This is a genomic window from Undibacterium sp. Jales W-56 (assembly GCF_025548535.1).
Classification (GTDB): Bacteria; Pseudomonadota; Gammaproteobacteria; order Burkholderiales; family Burkholderiaceae_D; genus Undibacterium.
In genome coordinates this window covers 42,756-61,785 of record NZ_JAJLQW010000003.1, presented here as the reverse complement: position 1 = coordinate 61,785, position 19,030 = coordinate 42,756, and the positions used below count along the sequence as shown (strand labels likewise).

At 52.0% G+C, this 19,030-nt stretch carries 15 protein-coding genes; 7 read left to right on the top strand and 8 right to left on the bottom strand.

The annotated features are described in order from the left end of the window. Positions 1 to 16 precede the first annotated feature (16 nt). The gene (locus tag LPB67_RS09505; protein ID WP_262836905.1) at positions 17 to 739 is read right to left on the bottom strand and encodes an SDR family NAD(P)-dependent oxidoreductase; all 723 of its coding nucleotides are present in this window, start codon (positions 737 to 739) and stop codon (positions 17 to 19) included. A gap of 1 nt (position 740) precedes the next feature. Beyond that, a complete protein-coding gene (locus tag LPB67_RS09500; protein ID WP_410482724.1) occupies positions 741 to 1,052 on the bottom strand; it encodes a high-potential iron-sulfur protein in 312 nt (103 codons plus the stop codon). Positions 1,053 to 1,297: 245 nt separating this feature from the next. Here LPB67_RS09500 and LPB67_RS09495 point away from each other — a divergent pair, with 245 nt between their 5' ends. The 5 genes from LPB67_RS09495 (at position 1,298) to LPB67_RS09475 (ending at position 9,029) form a co-directional block, all read left to right on the top strand. After that, positions 1,298 to 2,314: a MerR family transcriptional regulator gene (locus tag LPB67_RS09495; protein WP_262836903.1), complete on the top strand. Its 1,017-nt coding sequence runs from the start codon at positions 1,298 to 1,300 to the stop codon at positions 2,312 to 2,314. A 228-nt stretch (positions 2,315 to 2,542) separates the two neighbouring features. Beyond that, a complete protein-coding gene (locus tag LPB67_RS09490) occupies positions 2,543 to 2,908 on the top strand; it encodes a hypothetical protein (protein WP_262836901.1) in 366 nt (121 codons plus the stop codon). A gap of 150 nt (positions 2,909 to 3,058) precedes the next feature. Next, positions 3,059 to 4,351: a TolC family protein gene (locus LPB67_RS09485; RefSeq protein WP_262836899.1), complete on the top strand. Its 1,293-nt coding sequence runs from the start codon at positions 3,059 to 3,061 to the stop codon at positions 4,349 to 4,351. Then, a complete protein-coding gene (locus LPB67_RS09480; protein WP_262836898.1) occupies positions 4,348 to 5,895 on the top strand; it encodes an efflux RND transporter periplasmic adaptor subunit in 1,548 nt (515 codons plus the stop codon). Before LPB67_RS09485 ends, LPB67_RS09480 begins: the two co-directional genes overlap by 4 nt. After that, a complete protein-coding gene (locus tag LPB67_RS09475; RefSeq protein WP_262836897.1) occupies positions 5,892 to 9,029 on the top strand; it encodes an efflux RND transporter permease subunit in 3,138 nt (1,045 codons plus the stop codon). The genes LPB67_RS09480 and LPB67_RS09475 overlap by 4 nt, the downstream gene beginning before the upstream one ends. Before the next feature lie 44 nt (positions 9,030 to 9,073). On the opposite strand, the gene nikR is transcribed toward LPB67_RS09475, so the two are convergent. From nikR to LPB67_RS09460, 3 genes are all read right to left on the bottom strand, one after another. Further along, positions 9,074 to 9,529, bottom strand: a complete 456-nt coding sequence (nikR, locus tag LPB67_RS09470; protein WP_262836896.1) for a nickel-responsive transcriptional regulator NikR — start codon at positions 9,527 to 9,529, stop codon at positions 9,074 to 9,076. A gap of 165 nt (positions 9,530 to 9,694) precedes the next feature. Further along, a complete protein-coding gene (locus tag LPB67_RS09465; protein WP_262836895.1) occupies positions 9,695 to 11,734 on the bottom strand; it encodes a TonB-dependent receptor in 2,040 nt (679 codons plus the stop codon). A gap of 569 nt (positions 11,735 to 12,303) precedes the next feature. Next, complete coding sequence (locus tag LPB67_RS09460; RefSeq protein WP_262836894.1) at positions 12,304 to 12,804, bottom strand: glycine zipper 2TM domain-containing protein; 501 nt, start codon at positions 12,802 to 12,804, stop codon at positions 12,304 to 12,306. Positions 12,805 to 12,989: 185 nt separating this feature from the next. On the opposite strand from LPB67_RS09460, the gene LPB67_RS09455 reads away from it, so the two are divergent. After that, the gene (locus tag LPB67_RS09455) at positions 12,990 to 13,847 is read left to right on the top strand and encodes a hypothetical protein (protein WP_262836893.1); all 858 of its coding nucleotides are present in this window, start codon (positions 12,990 to 12,992) and stop codon (positions 13,845 to 13,847) included. 68 nt (positions 13,848 to 13,915) lie between these two features. Here the strand turns inward: LPB67_RS09455 and LPB67_RS09450 are convergent, their stop codons facing one another. Continuing rightward, positions 13,916 to 16,603: an EAL domain-containing protein gene (locus LPB67_RS09450; RefSeq protein ID WP_262836892.1), complete on the bottom strand. Its 2,688-nt coding sequence runs from the start codon at positions 16,601 to 16,603 to the stop codon at positions 13,916 to 13,918. 35 nt (positions 16,604 to 16,638) lie between these two features. On the opposite strand from LPB67_RS09450, the gene LPB67_RS09445 reads away from it, so the two are divergent. Then, positions 16,639 to 16,935, top strand: coding sequence for a hypothetical protein (locus tag LPB67_RS09445; RefSeq protein ID WP_262836891.1), 297 nt, complete (start codon positions 16,639 to 16,641; stop codon positions 16,933 to 16,935). 175 nt (positions 16,936 to 17,110) lie between these two features. Here LPB67_RS09445 and LPB67_RS09440 read toward each other — a convergent pair whose 3' ends face one another. Both LPB67_RS09440 and LPB67_RS09435 read right to left on the bottom strand, forming a co-directional pair. Next, positions 17,111 to 17,263 carry a hypothetical protein gene (locus LPB67_RS09440; RefSeq protein WP_262836890.1) on the bottom strand — a complete coding sequence of 51 codons (153 nt, stop codon included), beginning with the start codon at positions 17,261 to 17,263 and terminating at the stop codon, positions 17,111 to 17,113. Between the two features lie 241 nt (positions 17,264 to 17,504). Then, positions 17,505 to 18,914: a carbohydrate porin gene (locus tag LPB67_RS09435; RefSeq protein ID WP_262836889.1), complete on the bottom strand. Its 1,410-nt coding sequence runs from the start codon at positions 18,912 to 18,914 to the stop codon at positions 17,505 to 17,507. Positions 18,915 to 19,030 lie beyond the last annotated feature (116 nt).

Below are 19,030 nucleotides of genomic sequence, written 5' to 3'. Positions count from 1 at the left end.
TCAGGACGCTACCGCTTTACCAGGGCAAAGACTCACCATGATGGTTGAAGAATCCCCCAGAATGCGCCGGTAGCAACTGCTCAACCACGGCTAGCAAGCGTGCTGCAGCGATTTCCGGGGTTTGTACTTCCAGCCCGGATTTACTGAATGCGGACGATAGACGTGTCTGTACCGTACCCGGATGCAGCGCCACGCAAATCGCGTCGGGCTGGCGACGGCGCAGTTCAATTGCGGCAGTGTGAATCAGCTGGTTCAGGGCGGCTTTCGATGCTCTATAGCTATACCATCCACCCAGCTGATTGTCGCCAATACTGCCGACTTTGGCGGACAGGCTGGCAAATACCGCTTTGCCTTCGCGTGGCAGGCGCGGCAAAAAATATTTCATCAAAAGAGCCGGGCCAATTGCATTTACTGCAAACGATTCCCTCATTTGCGCGGCATCGATTTGCTGCAAACTTTTTTCTGGCTGCAGGCGTTCATTGTGCAGCACGCCGGTGGCATCGATAATCAGGCGAGGCGTACCCAGCTGAGCAATATACTCGGCGCAGTGTTTAATCTGCGATTCGTCCAGCAAATCGAGCGCCGGGATGCTGTGGCGACTCAGTCCGATTACCTGCTCAAATGCAGCCGAGTCCTTCAGTGCGGCCAGTAAAGCCTGGCCGATGCCGCCGCTTGCGCCGATGACGACCGCGACGCCACCGGCTTCAAAAGAGGGTAAGCTGATCGGAACTGATCCCATCTCAGGCTTTTTTATTCCAGGCACTGCACCAGCCTTTGGCATTCACTTGCTTGCCGCCGACTGCGCCGCAGACACCCCAGGCATCAGCGGGTTTACCTTGGAAAAGCTGGCAATTGGCGCAATTATGCCCGGCAGCAAATGCCGCATATTTTTTTGTATCCACCTTGCCTGCATCATGTTTGTAACCCAAGGCAACGGCGATCGGGTCGCTTTCTTCCAGCCTGGCAGCTTGGGCGGTCGCGATGGATGCACCGCTTAGTAGCACGGCGGCGGAGGGAAGGCTGGTGAGTATAAATTGTCTACGGGAAGTCATGATGTTTCCTTGGTTAGCTGATGGATAGTGGCGGGAGCCGGAAATTTTGCTGTCGATAACACTTCAGTCAAAACAATTTTTGTTTTGGCTTTGAACCGCTAAATTTAAAAAAATCAAATTGTGCTTATAATTTAGGCGGATTAATTGAATGTGTCCAGTCAATGAATCGTAAAATATGATATAAAGCGGTTCAAACGTATTTCATTTTGATGGTTTGAACAGCTTAAACTTAAAGAGGAATGATGATGTCCACGACAAATCTTGCAAGTGACCCGCATACACCAACTTACCGCAGCGGTGTCGCCGCCCGGCTCGCAGGCGTACCGGTAGAGACTTTAAGGGTCTGGGAACGGCGCTACAAAGTCGTCGGGCCGAGCATGAGCTCAAGCGGACAGCGTCTGTATTCCTCTGCCGAGATACGGCGTTTAGCCTTGATCAAGCAATTGGTCGATATGGGGCATCCGATCGGTTCCATCGCCACCATGTCAACCGATGCCCTGATTGCGATGCGCAGCGCCACTAAAACGCTGGAAGCGCCGCGTGATGCCAGTGTGGTCGCGGCCCGCGCCTCGCGCGTTGTGCTGGTCGGCCCTTTGTTGTCCTCGCGCCAGTTTGAGAATACCTTGCATGACAGCGCCCTGATCGTAGTGGAGCGTTACGTGAATCTGACCGATGCGACCAACCCGGCGCGGCGGGTCGATGCGGATATTCTGGTGACTGAATTTCCGATTCTGAACGAGGCATCGCAGGAGGCGATTGCCAGTGTCAAAAATGCCTGTGGCGCGACCCAGGTCATCGTCCTGTATCGATTTGCGCCCAGCGCGGTGATACGGCGCTTGCGTCTGGCTGGCTATGAAGTTGCCCGGGCGCCCTCGGATTCGGTTGAAACCGAAGCCCTGTGCCGTGCACTGCTGCGCATTCCTTCGATTGAGTCGAAGCTGGCGGCCTCGATCCCTGTATCTTTGGCGGGTAATCCAGCGCCGCCGCGTTTCGCCGAACAAGAACTGATTGCGCTGACCAACGCATCCAACACGGTGTATTGCGAATGTCCGCGCCATCTGGTCGAGTTGCTCTTGAGTATGAGCGCCTTTGAACGCTACAGCGCCGAATGTGCGAACCGCGGTCCCGACGATGCGGCACTTCACCTGGATCTGCAGCATGCTGCCGGGCATGCCAGAGTCATACTGGAAGACGCTTTTCTGCGGGTGGCGATTGCAGAAGGTTTAACTGTGCCCAAATCACCGGATGAACAAGCCGCGTAGGCCAATCTGTGTTTTAATTCAGGCTTACGTCAAGCAATAAAACCAAGCGCCTCGATGCAAACATATTGAGCAAGATCCATTTTTTAGATTGTTTGCAGCCGTGCGCCAAGGCTTTGCGTTATTGTGCGTAAGTCCTGTTGATTGAACTCATAGCCAAAAAATAGACATATTGTGGTGAAACTCAAGCGCCGATCCAGATTGATCGCTGTATGCCTCGCACTCGTCAGCATGTTATTCATGCAGTTTGCGCTGGCGTCCTACGTCTGTCCTGGAATGGCCGGTGTCAAGCATGAATTAGCCGATGCATCCAGCGCATCCGCCAGCACCAGCATGATGGCGATGGTCGATTGCGCCGCCAAGGATATGGCGCAACCGGCACTCTGTCACACCCATGCGCACGATCCTTTGAGCAAGCAGTCGCCCGACCAGCCTCAATGGCCCGATGTACCGCCTTTTATCAGTGCCGGCATATCGCTGACGATCGACCTCATTGAGCCAGCCAATTTGACTGAATCGCTGCAAGACCGGGCGCTGTCATTGACGCGTACCACTTCGCCTCCGATCGCAATCCGCCACTGTTGTTTCCGTATTTAAGCTTCTGATGACCTGCTTGTCACCGTCGCGCCTTGCAGGCGACGATGCCGTTTCTTGTTATCCGGAGGTTCTATGTTCTTCTCATTCAACGCGTCCATCGCTGCGCGCCGCTGTATTTACCTTATTTCTCGCCTTATTTCTCACCCTATTATGAATTGTGTCGGCACGGCAGTCGTTGCGAGTGTCGTCGGCACTCATTTTTTCAATGCGCAGGCAGCAGATAAGCCGCTGACTTTGGCTGAGGCGCAGCGACTGGCCGTGGCACGCTCGCGCCAATTGCATGCCCAGGACCTGTCGATAATCGCGTCGCGCGAGATGGCCATCGCGGCAGGACAGTTGCCTGATCCCGTACTCAAACTGGGGATCGACAATTTACCTGTCAATGGCCCGGATCGCGGTAGTCTCACCAGTGATTTCATGACCATGCGCCGGATCGGCATCATGCAAGAATTTACCAGAGGCGATAAACGTCGGTTGCGCGCCGAACGCTACGACCGTGCCGCCGATAAATCGCTGGCAGAAAAAGCCGTCGTCATTGCGGCGATTCAGCGTGACACAGCCATTGCCTGGTTAGCCCGCCTGTATGCAGAGCGCATGGCGGCGGTCATAGCGGAACAGGCGCTCCAGGCCAGACTGGAAATAGAAGCCGCTGAAGGCAGCTACCGCGCCGGTCGCGGCAGTCAGGCCGACATCTTCGCGGCACGCAGTGTCTTAGCGATGGTGGACGACCGCAACAGCGATATGCAGCGCAAAGTCCGTAGTGCGAAAACCATGCTGGCGCGCTGGAGCGGCGACGTGGCGGAGCTGCCGCTGGCGGAGCCCCCGCGCATGGATGGCGTCCGTCTGGATTCGACCGCACTGGATGCATCGCTAGTTCATCATCCGCAGATTGAGGCATTGAGCAGACAAGCCGAGATGGCAGAAGCCGATGTCAAACTCGCCGATGCCAACAAAAAATCCGACTGGACGCTGGAGCTCAGTTATCAGCAGCGCGGTCCCGCTTATTCCAACATGCTATCGATAGGACTGTCGTTGCCGTTCCAATGGGATCAAAAGAATCGCCAGGAGCGCGAACTCTCCGCCAGGTTGGCCACCGCAGAACAAGCCAAAGCGGAGCGCGACGATGCCTTGAGAGCGCATATCGCCGAAACCCGCGTGATGATGGAGGAATGGCAGAATGGTCTGGAACGCATCGCCCGCTACGAACGTGAATTGATTCCCTTCGCAATGGAGCGCACTCAGGCCAGCCTGGGCGCCTATCGCGGCGGCAAATCCAGTCTGACGGATTTGCTGAGCGCCCGTCGCAATGAGATAGAGCTGCGTTTGCAAACCCTGCAACTGCAAGCCGATACGGCCCGCTTATGGGCGCAACTTAACTTCTTAATTCCGGATGACGGGGCTGGCAGGCTGGCTACTCACTCCGCCCACCAGGACATGCCATGAAAAATCAACACATTATTCTTGCCATCGCCGTGGCCGGATTAGTCGGGATCAGCGGCTACGGACTTTACCGGCTCGGTATCAGCCAGGGAATGCAGGGCAGCGGCGTCAAAGATGCCAGCGCTCAGGCCGCAGCAGGTGCAGGAGACGACAGGAAGGTGCTGTACTGGCATGACCCTATGGTCCCGGCGCAAAAGTTCGACAAGCCGGGCAAGTCGCCTTTCATGGATATGCAACTGGTGCCGGTCTATGCGGACGGTGCCGATCAGGGTGCGGTCAGTATCAGTCCCCGGGTGCAACAGAACCTCGGCATACGCACCGCAGAGGTGATCCGCGGCCAGCTTGTCGCCGCGGTGGCGGCAGTGGGCAGCGTCGCCTACGATGAACGCGACCTGGTGCTGGTGCAGGCGCGCAGCAATGCTTTCGTCGAAAAACTCTATGTCCGCGCAGCGCTGGATCGGGTCAACAAAGGACAAGCCCTGGCCGAGCTGTATGTGCCGGAGTGGGTGGCTGCGCAAGAGGAATTCCTGACCGTCAAACGTATGCAGGCAAGCGGTATCGATCGCTTGCTCGACGGTGCCAGACAGCGCATGCGGCTGGCCGGTATGACGGATGCGCAAATCGCTGCGGTGGAAAGCAGCGGCAAGCTGCATCCGCGTATCACGATTAACGCACCGGCTGGCGGCGTGGTTGCCGAGCTGGCGGTGCGCGAAGGCATGAGCCTGCTCGCCGGTGCTCCGATGTTTCGTATCAACGGCTTGAGCCGTATCTGGGTGAATGCCGATATTCCAGAAAATCTGGCGGCTCAGCTGCGCATAGGGAATGCGGTCGAGGCACGCAGCCCGTCTTTGCCTGGCACGGTATTCAAGGGCAAGATCAACGCCATCCTGCCGCAGGTCGACATGACGACCCGTACGCTGAGAGCGCGGATCGAGCTGGCCAATCCTGCCGGTCAACTGGTGCCGGGCATGTTTGCCACCTTGAATTTCAGCACCGATGCGCGCCCGGACATCTTGCTGGTGCCGAGCGAAGCCGTGATTCAGACCGGCACCCGCACGGTGGTGATGGTGGCGCAAAGCGCAGGACACTTCCTGCCTGTGGAGGTCGAGACTGGCACCGAGAGCAACGGTCAAACCGAAATCCGCAAGGGACTGCAAGCTGGTCAGAAAGTGGTGATTTCCGGTCAATTCCTGATTGACTCAGAAGCCAGCCTGAAAGCGACTGCGACCCGGATGGACGACACCCCTGCCGCTGGCGCCGACCAGGCTGGCGGAATGACACATCACGCTAGCGGCAAGGTCGAAAAAATCGAACAGGAGGACATAACGCTGTCGCACGGTCCGATCGCCTCGCTGCAGTGGGGAGCGATGACCATGGCATTCAAACTGCCGCTCGGCGGCTTGCCGCGTAATGTCGAAGTCGGCGATATGGTGATATTCGATTTCCGCCAATCCAAGGACGGTAGCTACCAGCTTACCTCGATCTCACCGCTCGCCGGCACCGGGGTAGCAAAGACATCCGCGCTGCCCGCAGGAGCAAAGAAATGATGGCCCGGCTGATACGCTGGTCGATTGCGAACCGCCTGCTGGTGCTGCTGGCAAGCTTCATGATGAGCGCCTGGGGAATCTGGTCCCTGGCCCGCACGCCGCTGGACGCGATTCCCGATTTGTCGGATGTGCAGGTCATCATACGTACCAGCTACCCGGGCCAGGCGCCGCAGATCGTCGAAAACCAGATTACTTATCCCCTGACCACCACCATGCTCTCGGTGCCCGGCGCGAAGACGGTACGCGGCTATTCTTTCTTCGGCGACTCCTTCGTGTATGTCTTGTTTGAGGACGGTACTGATCTGTATTGGGCGCGTTCGCGCGTTTTGGAATACTTAAACCAAGTGCAGTCGCGGCTGCCGCCGCAAGCCAAAGCCTCGCTCGGTCCTGACGCCACGGGCGTCGGATGGGTGTATGAATATGCGCTGGTGGATCGCAGCGGCAAGATGGATTTATCCCAGTTGCGCGCCTATCAGGATTGGTTCCTGAAATACGAACTGAAATCGGTGCCCGATGTTGCCGAGGTCGCCAGCATCGGCGGCATGGTGCGCCAGTACCAGATTCAGCTCGATCCAGACAAAATGCGCGCCTATAACATCCCGCATGGGAAAATCATCGAGGCGGTGCAAAAAGCGAATCAGGAAACCGGCGGCTCGGTACTCGAATTGGGTGAAGCGGAATACATGGTGCGCGCCTCTGGGTACCTGAAGTCGCTCGACGATTTCCGCAAGATCCCATTGACGAGCACCGATGCCGGCGTATCGGTGCGGCTAGGGGATGTCGCGCGCGTCCAGACCGGTCCCGAAATGCGGCGCGGTATTGCCGACCTGAATGGCGAGGGAGAAGTTGCCGGCGGCGTGATCGTGATGCGCTCCGGTAAAAATGCGCTGGAGACCATCGCTGCAGTCACAGCCAAATTGGAAAAACTCAAAAACGGCCTGCCGCCCGGAGTCGAGATCGTCACGACTTACGACCGCTCGAACCTGATCAAGCGTGCAGTCAAGAACCTGCAAGAAAAATTGATCGAGGAATTCATTGCCGTCGCCGTGGTATGCGCGATTTTTTTGTTTCATTTACGCTCAGCCCTGGTCGCCATCATCACCTTACCGATCGGTATCCTGATGGCTTTTACCGTCATGCATTACCAGGGGCAGGGCGGAATCGGTGCCAATATCATGTCGCTGGGCGGCATTGCGATTGCCGTCGGTGCGATGGTCGATGCGGCGGTCGTGATGATAGAAAATGCGCACAAGCATATGGAAGCCTGGAGGCACGCTCATCCGGGCGAGCGGCTGGACGGCGCAACCCACTGGCAGGTGATTGGCGATGCTGCGGCAGAAGTCGGGCCTGCCCTGTTCTTCTCGTTGCTGATCATCGTTTTATCCTTTATTCCGGTCTTTACGCTGGAAGCGCAGGAAGGCCGATTATTTGCACCGCTGGCGTTTACCAAGACGTATGCCATGGCAGCGGCGGCCGGCCTGGCGGTGACCCTGATTCCAGTGCTGATGGGTTATCTGATACGCGGCAAGATTCCGGATGAACACAAGAATCCCTTGAACCGCTTTTTGATTGCCTTGTATCGTCCTTTGCTTGATCTGGTATTACGCTTCCCCAAAGGCACACTGGTGCTGGCAGCCTTGATCGCTGTCGTCTCGGTATGGCCGATATCGCGCCTCGGTGCTGAATTTATGCCGCCGCTTGATGAAGGTGATTTGCTGTATATGCCGTCGGCGCTGCCAGGGATCGCTGCGGGTAAGGTGGCCGAATTGTTGCAGCAAACCGATCGCCTGATCAAGACTGTGCCGGAGGTGCAAAGCGTCTTCGGTAAAGCGGGTCGTGCCGAATCGGCGACTGATCCGGCGCCTCTGGAAATGTTTGAAACCACGATCCAGTTTAAACCGCGTGAGCAATGGCGCGCAGGTATGACTACCGACAAAATGATAGAGGAGCTGGACCGCATCGTTCAGGTGCCCGGCTTATCGAATATCTGGGTGCCGCCGATCAGGAACCGGATCGACATGCTGGCAACCGGGATCAAGAGCCCGGTGGGCATCAAGGTGGCCGGCCCCAGTCTGAAGGAAATTGACCGCATCACAGGTGCAATTGAGCGGGTCGTCAAGAACGTGCCGGGCGTATCGTCGGCACTGGCAGAGCGGCTCAATGGCGGGCGCTATATCGACGTGGATATTCAGCGCGACGCTGCGGCCAGGTATGGCCTGAATATCGCCGATGTACAAAGCATCGTCTCGGCAGCCATAGGCGGCGACAATATCGGTGAAACAGTGGAAGGCTTGCAGCGCTTCCCGATCAATGTACGGTACCCGAGAGAGCTGCGCGATTCAGTTGAAAAATTGCGCCAGTTGCCGGTATTGACGGAACGTGGCGCACAAATCCGTCTGGGTGATGTCGCCGGTATCCGCATCAATGACGGCCCACCTATGTTGAAGAGTGAGAATGCGCGTCTGTCAGGTTGGGTATATGTCGATATTCGCGACCGCGATCTGAGTTCAGCGGTACATGAGATGCAGCAGGTCGTCGCCAGGGAAGTGAAATTACCGGCAGGTTATTCGCTTGCCTGGTCCGGCCAGTTCGAATACCTGGAGCGCGCCAGCGCCAAGCTGAAAGTCGTGGTGCCGGCGACCTTGCTCATCATCTTTGTCTTGCTCTACCTGACCTTTAAGCGCATCGATGAAGCCATATTGATCATGGCGACCTTGCCCTTTGCCTTGGCTGGCGGTATCTGGCTGCTGTGGGCGCTCGGCCATCACCTGTCGGTCGCCAGCGGTGTGGGTTTCATTGCACTTGCGGGTGTGTCTGCCGAATTTGGCGTCATCATGCTGCTATACCTGAAACACGCATGGGAAGACCGCCTTAAAGCCGGGAAAAACACGGAACAGGATTTGCTGGAGGCGATACGCGAGGGGGCTGTCTTAAGGGTCCGGCCAAAAGCCATGACCGTGGCCGTCATCATTGCCGGTCTGGTGCCCATCATGTATGGCGCGGGTACCGGTTCGGAAGTGATGAAGCGCATCGCCGCACCGATGGTCGGCGGTATGATTACGGCGCCTTTGCTGTCCATGTTCGTGGTGCCTGCGGTCTATCTGCTGTTGCGCCGCAGGCAGTCAGGCTTGTAGTTGGCCTGAAGAAAATCTCCAGTCCATCCTAACGGTTAAATAAATTACCGATGCGGATGGACGTGGGTATGGCCAATCTGAATATATTTTTCTTTTTTGATTTCTACCGGCACCAGATGCACGTTGCCGTAGCGGACCCCGGTCTGGGAAATAATGGCATCGGCACAGGCGCGCACCTCCGCAATTTTCCCTTTCAAAATGACAGTCTCAAGACAATTGTCGTGGTCGAGATGAATATGCTGGGACGCCACCGCGATATCGTGATGCTCATGCTGCATTTGGGTCAGCCGGTTGGATAGCTGGCGTTCGTGGTGATCGTAGACATAACTGACCGTCGCGACACACCATTTTCCTTTGCCCGGACTGAGTTCCGCCTCGCCCAATTCTTTACGGACCAGATCGCGAAATGCTTCTGAGCGGTTTAAATAGCCCTTGCGCTCGACCAGTTGGTCAAACGCATCTGCCAGTGCCTCATCAACAGAAATTGTTAAACGTCGCATGTCTCACCTTGGCAAAATAGTTAAAATAGATGTCTCATGATGACACGGGAAATGTCTGGTAGCTACAAACTTATCACATGCTGCGTACCCGTTCTTTTTACCCAAAGGCTCTAAAAAATCAGGCAGCGTGGGCCAAGGCTATTCATGCCGGAATCAATATGCCACTTAAAAATTGGCGATCAGATTGATCCGGAACGAACGTGACTCGATAGGATGAAAATGCTTGTCAAAGACGCCGTCCGCAGGCTCGCCCGGCAGTCGCGATACATACGCATAATCGATAGCCGCATCCTTGCGGTTGCTCAGGTTGTATCCCTCAAGTTCCACTCGCATGGCAGGATTGATTTTATAGCCGATGCGGCCATTCAGAGTGATCGTGCTGTTGGATCGTACCGAATTATCTTCGATTAAAGGACGAGGTCCGAAGTAACGTAATTGCAGGCCGCCAAAATACCGGCCCAGATGATCGATGGCCAGAGCCAGTGAAGCAACACCCTCAATGGCACCGGGAATATGCGCACCTACAGGATCGAAATTTCGATATCGCGCCTGTGCAAAAGCAAGATCGGCATCGATGGTTAACCAATTCGCCGGTTTGTAGTAGTTGGAAAATTCGAAGCCGATGCGGCGGCTAGGGCGTCCGGAATCTTGTGTTGTACCAGCGTCGCCCTGGAATAATAATTCTGAATCGAGGTCAAGACGATACAACGACAAGCTGGTTTGCAAGCCGGGAATGGCTTCGGTTCTGACGCCGACTTCCAGGCCGCGCGACAATACCAACGCCGATTCGCGGGTAGCCCTGGCAGCCGGATCGCGAGGATTGACCGCGATGGTTGCTCCGCGTGCGTCATTGCTATGAAATCCACGGCCCAGGTTGACGTAGTATTCCGTTTTTTGCCACGGCCCAAAAACCAAACTCAACTTGGGACTCGGTACATGTGCTGAAACGGTATTGGAATTTTCCGCCAGATTACTAGTGACTTGATCGCGATAGAAATCTTCCCTGATGCCCGCCACGCTCCTGAATTTATCATTCCACTGCGTTACATTTTCTGCGTAAAAGCCCAAACTGCTCTCTACGATATGATCTGCCCTGGTGGTCGATAGCCGCTGACGGCTTTTTGTCGAGTACAGTCCATTCCGGATATTGTCGTTCTGAATTTGCATTCCGATGGTGTTCTCGGATGGTCGTCCCATCAGCGGCGTTTTCCAGCTATGACTTGCATTGATGGCAGTCGTGATGCGCTTGTCTGGCTGATTAAATTGATCGCCGTTTACTGGATTATCTAAAAAATAGGTGAAGTTCGAATACAGATCGAGCTGACTGCTGACCAGGTAGGCATTGATTTTTGTCGCAGTCGTATCGGTAGTTTTTTGCCAGGCGCCGGAAAGACTGTAGCGATGCGCGCTACCGCCATCGGTGGGGTCGATAGCGTCGAAACGGTTCGCCAGCAGGCCTGTATCGATCGCCCGTTGAGGAATTTGATCGGTCGCATTCCAGCGCGCTTTATATGCCATCAAACTGAGGTTGAAGCCGTCGGTGTCGTTGCCCTCGCTGTAACGCAACACGCCGTTGACTTTCCGGTAGTCATCGCCATGCACGAAGGGACCATCATTATGGAATAACTCCAGCGCATAGAGCAGATTGCCGTTGCCCAGCTTAGGAGAGTCAGCGAGCAAGGTGCGAACGTAGCCATTCTGCCCGATGCCGGCGCTGACAATTCCCTGAGTCAGGCGATTTGCATACAAGACGTTGACCGATCCGGCCGAAGCAAAGTCTCCCTGTTTGGCCTCGAATGGCCCCTTGCTATATTCCAGGCGAGTTGCCAGCTCGGGAATTAAAAAATTCACGTCGGTCCAACCCTGACCGTGCGCATGCGTGCGTTGATTCACCAGCATACCGTCAATCGTCGTACGTAAATCAGTACCGTGATCCAAATTGATGCCGCGCAGATAAAACTGATTGGCTTTGCCCTCACCGCTATGCTGACTAACGATCAGTCCCGGTGTGGCTTCCAGTAACTCGCCTGGACGATACACCGTGCGCGCCTCTAATTGCTGCTGGGTGACTACTCCGGCACTGGCGGCATCCGCGATGCCGATCTGGCTATTACGCGAGCCCAGGATGATGACCGCCTCTACCGGCTCTGCTACCTCAGCGCTCCAGGCAGGCTGCGCTAATGCTGAAAGAATGGCGAGTGCCATCGGCATCCTCTTTAATCGAAAAGGAGTGAAATTTTTATTTGCATCGGTACTCATCGGGAAATCCTTTATTACCAGTGATTGACAGCGAGCGCAGTTTTTTTGAAATAGAGTCAAGCTAAGAGACTATCGCAACGTTCCTTTGATGAGACGCGACGACAATACGCACGGTACGGCTAGCAAGAGTAATGCCAGAGTCATTTTCAACCGATTTTAAGTCTCGATTCTGTTCATAAGAAGTTAGCTTCGATTTAGAGTGTATGAATAATATATTATTGTTCACACGTTATAGCTATACGTTAATCAATCGAGTTCGGATTCAGATTTTTGAGAAATAAATGGAATGTTGTTCGATGCGGCTTATTTTTTCTGCCTGGAAAATGTGCTGTGATAAGCGGGTCAAACACGATATTTGGATCGGAGTGGCGTAAACAATGGGATCGATACCGTGTACTGCCAAAATAAATAAAAGCGCTGCCGGATGTGCCTCCGGCAGCGCTTTTATGTCGGTTGGGTACTGCTGACTACCTTTATCGTCTGCCCACTGATATCCGGTGAGCAGACGATGTCAATTAAGGATTTCTTTTCGCAATCTCGTTGCCCACGTAGCCGCCGCCCGCTGCACCAACGATCGTTGCCAGGGTGCGGCCATTACCACCGCCTACCTGACTACCCAGCAAACCGCCGATAACCGCGCCGACGCCAATGCCGATGGGACTATTGCGCGCGACCGGTGCCGGTTGTTGATATTCCTGATTTGCATATTCTGTGCGTGCTTGTTGCGCTGGGGGATTCACGGCCGCGTAATGCACAGGACGATGATGCTGTACGACGTGAGTCGGTGGCGAGTAACGCTGCGCTTCGTACTGAGGAGCCATAGGCTGAGGCGCCAGCGAGGCCGGTTGCTGTGTCGCCATAGCAACCGGTGCGACTGAAGCAGGTGCGGCTGATCCATGTGAGTTTGGCAGCAAGCCAGTGATTGCCGCGACCCCCAATAAACTGACCAGAATCACTGATCCAGCAGCACCGGCAACCAAGGGGTGAATGCGGTTTGATGTTTGAGTCTGTTCCATGTTTTTCTCCATTTGAAGGCGTGTTAAACGCTTGTACCCAGATAACGCGTACCGCCATCCAAATAGGGACACCGAAATTGTTTCAGACGTAAGTAAATGTAAGTTGCAGCCAAAGAAGATATTTAGCGCATCTGTTATAAAATGTATCTTTTGTAAAAGACTATTTCCACAAAAGAATGAAGAATATGCAAAGACTGACTCGAACAAAGAGTTTTTTATTGAATTCTTTGATTTTTATTTTATTCGCCCAGGTATCGCATCATGCTGTATCCGAGGAAAAAATTATTGAACCGGTTGACAAAGTCAGTATGGGCAGGGAGCCGATCGGCATTGAAGCTGGCTATGTCTATACCAAGGGAACATATGGGGAGATGGTTGAAAGTACCACCCATATAAAAAGTCTGACATTATTTTGGACGGCATTCGACATCGATTTTCAGCTGAGTACGGCTCACTTAGAGCGAACTGCGCCTGCCGGAACCATCATAGCGAGAGTGAAGAAACGCGTCACTGTCACACCGCGGGTGGTTTCCACTTCTGGTGCAGGGGATATCATCTTATCAGCCAATAAAGAGATATTTACCGATCCCGCAACCGCAATCGCGGTGAATGCCAGTGGAGAAATAAAAATCGCGGCAGCAGATAGTTCGAAGGGACTAGGCACCGGAAAAAATGATTATGCCATCGGATTTTCCGCCAGCTATCCTCTGGAAACCGCATTAATCAGTGGCGGCGCAAAATATTCCGTGCTGGGCAATCCAGGACGGATAAAAGTTAACGACATCGTTGAAGACATTCATTTTAAAAACGTTTGGTCCGGTTATCTGGCGCTTTCTACCGAACTGACATCCAAAAACAGTGCCTCGCTTAGTCTTAATGTGGCGCAGCCATCGGGATCAGGTACCTCTTATTACCAGACGGTAGAACTGGCGACTTCGTATAGATTCGGTGGATCCGGCAGCCTGCGTATATTCGCCTTAAAAGGCACCAATCAAAATAGCCCGGACTGGAGCGCAGGCGTCCTGTTATCAGGCAGTTTTTGAGTCTGAGAGGCCGCGTAAAAATCCGGTAAAAATTCTCTTTGGAAAAATCATACCGGGTATCCGGCTTACTATATGAGAAATTTCTTTTGTATCAGTTCAGGAATAAGCTCTGCCGGCAATGGCCGGGAGATCAGGTATCCTTGAAGTTCATCGCATGACAACTCGCGTAAAGTATGGAGTTGTTCTCTGGTTTCCACTCCCTCTGCAACAACCGTCATATTTAAAGCATGCGCCATCGATACGATGGCCTTAAAAAAAATCCCGCCCTCGCTCGATTGGGTTAATTCGCTGGTAAATACCCGGTCTATTTTCAGGACATCCATGTCCAGCCGCTGCAACTGAGAAAGTGACGAATAGCCGGTTCCAAAATCATCCACCAGCAGCTGGATTCCAAGCGACCGGATAGCGACCAGTTCCGACATAATATTTTTATCTTCCCCCATCATTGCCGACTCAGTAATTTCGACTTCGAGAAGATTCGCGCTCAAATTATATTTTTCCAAATAATGTACGAGTCGTTTTTGTAATCCGCCGGCATGAAACTGTTTTGCAGATACATTGATTGACACCGGAATAGGCGGCAGATTCTGCGACTTCCATTGAGCAATTTGCGCGCACGCCTTGTCCATGACCATTTCACCCAGCTTTAAAATCAGTCCGGTTTCTTCGGCGATGGGAATAAATTCAACGGGAGAAACCATTCCTCGAGTCGGATGCATCCAGCGCACTAATGCTTCCATGCTGGTGAGTTCTCCCGAAATAGCATTCACTCTCGGCTGATAGTGTAAAACGAAATGATCCAGCTCCAAAGATTGAACAAAGGCTTGTTCCATTTCGAAGCGTGCTTTGATCTTGGTATAAAGTTCGGGTTTATAAAAATTGTAGTTGCCTTTTCCAGTCGCTTTGACTGAGTACATCGCGATGTCTGCATTTTTCAGCAAAGTTTCGGTATCTTCTCCATCATTGGGATAAAGGCTGATGCCGATGGATGCGCCGACCAGATGTTTTTGCCCGTCCCACCAGAATGGCTGCTGAAAAGCTTCAGCAATTCTTTCGGCTACTCTAGCCGGTTTATTTTCCCGTTCAACCGGTTCTAAGGCCACCACAAACTCATCGCCACCCAGTCTGACCACATTATCGCTAGGCCTTACTACCGACTGCAATCGGGACGCAACCGATTTTAAAAGATGATCTCCGGCGGCATGCCCTTGGGTGTCATTAACGTTTTTAAAACCATCTAAATCGATGAACAAAAGTGCCATCATTGACTGCTTGGATTTAGCGCGCTGGATCGCCTTGGGAAGATAGCTTAAAAACCAGTTTCGATTATATAAACCGGTCAGGCTGTCTTGATTTACCAGCAAAGACAGTTTTTTTTCCGCTTCTTTCTTTGCGCTGATATCTTTGATGGTGACGGCGAGCCCCGACCCTGAACGGGCTAGACGACGGCGTGCCCAGGCCATCTTCATAGGGCTGGCATCCGACAGCTCATATTCATCTTCATAAAAACCTGTTTCCATTGCCTTGGAATAGATTTCCAATAAGGTATTGAAATAGCCCTCCCCTTGTAAGGACGACATATTCACGCCGATGAGTTCTTCCCGGTTCAATCCAAAAAAATTAGCGCCCCGCGCGTTGCAATCGGCAAACTGGAAATCAATGATCTTTCCCCGCACGTCTCTGATGGCATTCAAAATATAAAAACCTTCATCGGTTCCTTCTGTCGCTAGACGGTAGGTGTCGCTAACGCCGCTTGCTTCGTGCTTGCGCCAGGCGAGCCGGATTGCCATCGTTGTCGACACAAGTCCGAACAACAGGAGAAAGACGCTGCCCTCAATCGCGGAAATCCTGTGTTTTCTGAAAATATCAAAATGGGACTTCATCAATTCGGTTTCAGATAAGCCGACAACGGCATAGAAAGGATATGAGCCCAGCTTTTGCCAACCTAAAAACCGCGCTTCCTGATCGTTGAACATCTCTTTGTTTTCAAAAAACTGCGACCCCTCAAAAGTTTTGAAGGAAAGCTCCTGATTGACCGCCTGAGCCAGTCCGAAAGGAATTTTATTTCCTATCCTGGATGCACCAATTTTTCCGTCAGTGCCAAGAATTGCCAATAGTCCGTTTGAACCCAGACTTTGGAAATCGTAAAAAGAAGAAAAGTAATCAGGTGAGATAGAAATCACAACGATGCCGGCAAACGACTCATCTCGATTATCTAAACGGCGCGTGAAATGAATCACGGGTTTGCCCGAGCTGTTAATCACTGCGGGAAGACTGATTTGCATAGCGCTGGAATTATTATTTTTATGGTAATAAAATTGACCGCGCAACGTGGTGTCTTGCCATTTCTCCATCGGTATCGTTGAGGTATTTGGTCTTCCTGATTTGTCTAAAATGGCAACAAGAGCAAATTGAGATGCCGTGAATAGACCTTGACTCCTTAATTTCTCAAGGCTAAAACTCTTATTCGAGTTTTCCCAGTCGTACTTGACGTGCATGCTAATCTGATCGATTTGCTCAAAAGTGCGATTGAGATATTGGGAATAGGCACGCGATAATGAAGCAACATCTTTAAGGGCGTCAGTATGAAGTTGTTTACTGTCTTGCGAAATTTGAGAATTCGTTAATGCCCAAATAATCGAAATCAAGATTAAACTTATCATCGGCCAGACGAAAATAAACGAATAGCTTTTTTTCAAAAGCAGAAATTCCGTAGACCATTTTGACAATAAAGACGTAAATTTTGTTGGTTGCACAATTAGCTTAATAATTTTTTGAAAGATATACCTAAATGGACGAAGATCGTTTTGGAGTTCCAAGTTCAAATATACGTGCTGCAGAAAAATGGTTAAAAAGAACGAGCAATAAAGATTTTAAATGTTACGTTCCAACACGCAAGGAAGTCTCCAGCTTAAACACTGAAAAACTTGCGAAAATATTAATCGACTGGATGTGCAAAAGCCCCACCGAAATAATTCCGAGTAAAAATCAAATTGTTGAGGTAAGAAATATTTTGCTTCAAAGAGATGACGCGCAAAAACTCAGCGGGATAATTACCATGTGCAACCATTATATTAATGGTGATTGACTCACGTTATTGTATGTATCAATACTGATCACGCATTTACACATGCCGTGTATCTGCATCTAAGATTGGTAAGGCAGGATATGCAGTAATTATGACTTGCCGATTACTTTCTCCTTTTGGCTTGGCTATCGATTTTGATACTAACGCGAGACATTTCCATACTGCGTAAAAAATATTAATGGCTGAAGAGTGTGGCTGCAATGTGCGCGAAGATACGCTTGCATAGGGCCGTAACCACGGGCAAGGCCTTGGTCGCTGGCTCAACTTGATTGAGATCAAATTGAGGATGAAAATCTTTAATATCTGATATGAGAAAAGCGAAATGCATGATGTCTTACTCCGTATTGCCTAATGATGGATCTAATTTCCGGAGCTGCTGCTTATCATCATGTCGAGATCGCCGGATCAGGGTGTCAACAAGATGGAATAACGCAGTATCCGGATTCAATTTCAACAAATAAAATAGGTGTTGAAGGGCTACAACTATTGTCTTCAGCCATGATGGCTCCCGGTGCGTTGATCAAAAGCTGTGCAATATGCACAGCGTACTTCCAATGAATGTGTCTGTTTCACATATCTGCGTGCAGGCGCAATCCAAACAAAGAAACCGGACCGCGGTCTTTGTTGTAGGCAGGGTTTGTCACGCGCTGGTAGTCGACGCTCAATGAAACATGCGGATGTAATTTGAATGAATAATAGGATTCAAATATTTTCTCATTGCCATAGTTCAAGTCGCCATCGCCGATCAAGACGCCCAGGCCTCCCGCCTTAAAATATCTTTTTGCATCGCTAGATAAACCATTGACGGCAAACGCAATGCCGACGGTATCGTCGTGACGATTCCAGCGGTCGCCTTTTATGGATAAGCCCATTGCCAGAGATCGATTAATGTCCGTGAACTCATACGCCTCTTTGTCGCCAGCATTCATGCTGAACCGAGCAAATGCGCCGACATCCGAGGTTATTTCTTGTTCTGCATTGAAAGCGAAGCCCGTGTTTGATCCGAAGCGGCGAGTCAGAGATGCATCCGGGATAGCATTGCTTGCGATGCCCAATTGCACCGCATCTTTATAGCGGCTCATTTTGGCGCGGTTAACGAAACCCAGTAATTTGATTTTTCCCGGATGATTCTGCCATTCATGGCGTCGTTCAAATTCAGCTATGACCGAGTACTGGCTTGTGTGGATGCCTGCAATTTTGCTATTCGGCTCCGGCGATAATTGAAACACCGCGCCGCGCAAGCTCCAGTTATCCTGATTCCATTCTATCGTTGCCCCATTGGTATAGCCCCAGACATCGGCCGCATAGTCAAACGCTCCAGATTCTATGATTGACCAATTTAAAAAATCTGCGCGCGGATCATGTGCGTAAGTGTTGGTATCAAAAATATCAACCACCGCATATCTGCCGACCGTTAACACGACATTATTTTGCGTCCGGGTACCGCTCAATTGGTTCACGCCCGACGGCACTGCTTCATCGGTGCCACCTAATGACAAAGTCTGACGAATAAATGCGCGGGGCAAACGAATATACGGTTTATTCTGACCTAGCTTATACGCGCCTCCGCTAGGGTAGCCTGCGACACCAAGCGTGTTGCTCAAGCCGAAGCCCTGATCAATTTCCGGGTTCAGCCAAAATTCTGCACCGCGCCATAAGCGCACACCGGCAAATAAGGTAATGTCTGTCGTTTCTTCGGTGCGGCCGTTCGCGATCAGGCTATTCGCTCCGGCATAGGGCGAGGCAAATTTAGAATGCCCTTGCGTGATATTCGTTAATTGCGCCGACCAGGCCCACGATTCATTATCCGGGGTAATCTGTTCAACAGATTGGGCTGCCGAGACACCCTTATTCACGCTTACCTGATCGTCTGCGCTGGCGTGCATAGCCAATAATATGCTGCTTCCAGCCATCATCGACAAGACTGTCGAGAGATGCGGAAAGGCTGGTTTTACAAAAGTAGAAATGATTTTTTTCATGCTAAATTTTTTAGTTAAATGTGATGAGAGTAGCACCATTTAAGCGCTACTTTTTCCATTACGCCTGAGCACAGACGCATCAAGCCATTGCGATCAATTTTCGCAATCAAATCACG

What these genes read in the sequence shown, in the direction of transcription:
- LPB67_RS09505 (WP_262836905.1), bottom strand. Translation starts at nt 739, where the DNA reads ATGGGATCAGTTCCGATCAGCTTACCCTCTTTTGAAGCCGGTGGCGTC.
- LPB67_RS09500 (WP_410482724.1), bottom strand. Translation starts at nt 1,052, where the DNA reads ATGACTTCCCGTAGACAATTTATACTCACCAGCCTTCCCTCCGCCGCC.
- LPB67_RS09495 (WP_262836903.1), top strand. Translation starts at nt 1,298, where the DNA reads ATGTCCACGACAAATCTTGCAAGTGACCCGCATACACCAACTTACCGC.
- LPB67_RS09490 (WP_262836901.1), top strand. Translation starts at nt 2,543, where the DNA reads ATGTTATTCATGCAGTTTGCGCTGGCGTCCTACGTCTGTCCTGGAATG.
- LPB67_RS09485 (WP_262836899.1), top strand. Translation starts at nt 3,059, where the DNA reads ATGAATTGTGTCGGCACGGCAGTCGTTGCGAGTGTCGTCGGCACTCAT.
- LPB67_RS09480 (WP_262836898.1), top strand. Translation starts at nt 4,348, where the DNA reads ATGAAAAATCAACACATTATTCTTGCCATCGCCGTGGCCGGATTAGTC.
- LPB67_RS09475 (WP_262836897.1), top strand. Translation starts at nt 5,892, where the DNA reads ATGATGGCCCGGCTGATACGCTGGTCGATTGCGAACCGCCTGCTGGTG.
- nikR (WP_262836896.1), bottom strand. Translation starts at nt 9,529, where the DNA reads ATGCGACGTTTAACAATTTCTGTTGATGAGGCACTGGCAGATGCGTTT.
- LPB67_RS09465 (WP_262836895.1), bottom strand. Translation starts at nt 11,734, where the DNA reads ATGGCACTCGCCATTCTTTCAGCATTAGCGCAGCCTGCCTGGAGCGCT.
- LPB67_RS09460 (WP_262836894.1), bottom strand. Translation starts at nt 12,804, where the DNA reads ATGGAACAGACTCAAACATCAAACCGCATTCACCCCTTGGTTGCCGGT.
- LPB67_RS09455 (WP_262836893.1), top strand. Translation starts at nt 12,990, where the DNA reads ATGCAAAGACTGACTCGAACAAAGAGTTTTTTATTGAATTCTTTGATT.
- LPB67_RS09445 (WP_262836891.1), top strand. Translation starts at nt 16,639, where the DNA reads ATGGACGAAGATCGTTTTGGAGTTCCAAGTTCAAATATACGTGCTGCA.
- LPB67_RS09440 (WP_262836890.1), bottom strand. Translation starts at nt 17,263, where the DNA reads ATGCATTTCGCTTTTCTCATATCAGATATTAAAGATTTTCATCCTCAA.
- LPB67_RS09435 (WP_262836889.1), bottom strand. Translation starts at nt 18,914, where the DNA reads ATGAAAAAAATCATTTCTACTTTTGTAAAACCAGCCTTTCCGCATCTC.